Raw genomic sequence first — 2,682 nt, 5'->3', positions numbered from 1 at the left:
GAGTAACGGGGGTGCGGGGACGAGGAGTTGGACTCGCAGCGGCCACTTGTTGGACTGTCGGAGATCACTTGGGGCGCGGGGGCCAGGGGCACCCCGAGCTCAGCCTGCCGCCGACGGCTCAACCCGCATCGTGTACTGGCACTGAGCTTTCTTCAACCTGAAGTTGCAGGCCAATCCAGGTGTCACGCTGCGGTGGCCCCCTGCGTGCAGAGGTCGACGTGGTTGCCGGGCACACTCGGTGCGCTTCGGATGGCGCGCCCGGCGTGCGCGGCCCCGTTCGAAGGGTGACCATCCTGGATGCGGGGCCCGAATCGCGCCCGCCGCGGATGGTGGCTTGATCGGCGGGAGGTGGCTTGTGGACGTCGGCACACAGTTGATCTTCGTCCGGCACGGTGCGGCCCGGTGCAATACGGTGAGGCCCGGTGCAATACCGAAGGCGTCCTGGGCAGGCCCGCGACATGCACAGGCCTGACCGAGCGCGGGGCGGGGTGGAGCAGGTGCGTCTCGCCGGTGTTCGGCGGCGGGCGCCGACCGCTCCCCCGGACCGGTCCTGGGCCCCCGGATCCGACACATTCGCCGGCCTCCTGCGCCGCGCCGGAGCCGGGCTCACCCGCCTGATCGAGCGCCACGAAGGACAGACCGCCCTGATCGCCGCCCACGGGGAGACGATCGTGGCCGCGTGCCACCTCATCCTCGGCATTCCGCCCCATGCCGCCTCCCGGGTGGGCTTCGGCACCGGTCACGCAGGGATCACCCGTTTCGAGCACGGCAGCGACCGCTTCGGCCGCCGCAGCTGGACCCTGGCCCTCCTCAACGACACCGCTCACGTTCGTTTAGGCCCCTGAACGCACCGCGTCGAGCCCCTCCGTGCACGCCAGCGGATGCGATGCGAACAACTTGGACGCATTCTGTATCCGATTGATGACATGGAGTGATATTGCGGGTGGCGGCCGTGCCCGCCGCACGTTGGCGCTCCTCTATCCGCTACCCGAGAGGGATCACCATGCCCATGCTCCTCATCCAGGGTGTCTACCGGATCGCTGGAACCCGCCCCGACGGTGACACGGTCCGCTTCGTCCCCGACGACACCACCGAGTGGGACCTGGTTCCCGGACCTCATCTGGTTCAGCGCAACGCCACCGGCGGCGCCAACCTCCGCCTGGAGGCGATCGACACACTGGAGACCCATTACCGGCCCCCGACCGGCGGAGCGGAGCTGCACCAGCCGACACCGTTCGCCGACGAGGCCGCCGCGGAGCTGCTGGCCTGGATCGGCTTCCAGCCCGTGCAGCGCAAGCCCAATGGGACTGTCAAAGCGCCCACCGACCCCGCCGAGGTGCCCGGCTACATCTTCACCAGGGGCGCGGACCGCTACGGCCGCTGCGTGGCCCTTGCCGGACGCGGCGAACCCCCGGCCGCCAGCGGTACCCAGGTCCACGTCACCAAGGCGATGCTGGAGCAGACGGCCAACCACCACCAGCTCGCTGAAGGCATGGCCTTCCCGACCTACTACCGCAGCCTCTTCCCGGAGCTGCGCGACGAGCTGACCGCAGCCGCCAAGTCGGCCCGGCAGCAGGGCAAGGGACTGTGGCCCACCGACAAGACCAACTCGGGCGCCGAGGTCGTCGCGCCGCCGACGATCAGCGACGACATCATCATGCCCAAGCTCTACCGCCGCCTGGTCGAGTACATCGTCCTCAACGACGGCGACCCCGCACTCGACGGCTTCCTCGACTTCCTGAGGCAGAAGGCCGACAAGTTCACCATCATCTCCACCGCCCACTTCACCACCGGCCTCGACCTGGTCGTGGAGGTCAACACCACCAAGGTCAAGATGACCCAGCCCCCCGAGAACCTGCTCTTCGACGAGGCATGAGGGAGACGGTCACCATCACCCACGCGGCCGGCTTCCGCACCCTTTCCCGGGCGGCGGAGTGATCCTCACCGGCGAGACCACCCCCCCGACGCCGCCCTGGCCGACGCCTACCGCGAACGCCTCCACCGCGCAGTTCACCCGCCCCAACGGCATTGGGCGCCGGCGAGGCCGAAAGGGCCTGACCCAGGCGGAGTTGGGGATCAAAGGCCCCTGATCACCCTGAGAGGCTGGCCAGTACGGGGCACTCGCCAGCTCCGCGATCTCTCTCAGACCCCGATCATCCCCGCGACCGCCCCCACCGGATCCTCGTCCGGCTCGCCCTCCGGCCACCAGTCGTCGCGGCCCGGCTCGCTTCGGTACGGGTACCAGAGGCCGTCCCTGCCGTAGCGGAGCTGGAGGGAACCTGAGGCGTTGGTGAGGTGGTTGCGGTGGATTGTCATGCGGGGGAGGTCCGCCGTGATCAGGGCGCCTCGGGCTCGGTCGAAGGGGCCCGCCGGGGGGTCCCAGGGGGATTCCAGTACGGACAGGCCTTCCTCCGCGCCCTGGCGCCAGGCCGCTGCCGCGCGGGAGAGGTCGGTGGGAGCGTGGCCCACCGCCCTTGCCAGTTCGGCGAATTGGCGGCTGAAGCTGCGGCGGCCGGTGAGGCCGGGGTGGGATGCGGCCAGGCGTACCGCGTCGTGCCAGGGGTCGGTGGCCGTGAAGGGGTCGGCTCCCGTGACGAGGAAGGCGTGGGCGCGGGCCGCCGCGTCCGTTGCCAGGAACTCCAGGGATGTGGGGTCGGGGGCGCCCGGGAGTGAGGGGAGCAG

General features: G+C 70.2%; 2 protein-coding genes and 1 pseudogene. 2 read left to right on the top strand and 1 reads right to left on the bottom strand.

From position 1 onward, the window contains the following. Positions 1-458: 458 nt before the first annotated feature. Entirely contained in the window at positions 459-845 is a 387-nt protein-coding gene (locus E2651_RS42485) for a histidine phosphatase family protein (protein ID WP_135336609.1), read from the top strand. A 158-nt stretch (positions 846-1,003) separates the two neighbouring features. Next, on the top strand, positions 1,004-1,876 hold the full coding sequence (locus E2651_RS42480; protein WP_135336608.1) for a thermonuclease family protein: 873 nt from the start codon (positions 1,004-1,006) through the stop codon (positions 1,874-1,876). Positions 1,877-2,142: 266 nt separating this feature from the next. Here E2651_RS42480 and E2651_RS42475 read toward each other — a convergent pair. Beyond that, positions 2,143-2,682: pseudogene (locus tag E2651_RS42475) on the bottom strand (hypothetical protein); the annotation flags it as partial.

Source organism: Streptomyces sp. MZ04 (assembly GCF_004684775.1).
Classification (GTDB): domain Bacteria; phylum Actinomycetota; class Actinomycetes; order Streptomycetales; family Streptomycetaceae; genus Streptomyces.
Note: the sequence above shows the minus strand (reverse complement) of the source record. Positions and strands in the feature narration are given on the sequence as shown.

What these genes read in the sequence shown, in the direction of transcription:
- E2651_RS42480 (WP_135336608.1), top strand. Translation starts at nt 1,004, where the DNA reads ATGCCCATGCTCCTCATCCAGGGTGTCTACCGGATCGCTGGAACCCGC.
- E2651_RS42485 (WP_135336609.1), top strand. Translation starts at nt 459, where the DNA reads ATGCACAGGCCTGACCGAGCGCGGGGCGGGGTGGAGCAGGTGCGTCTC.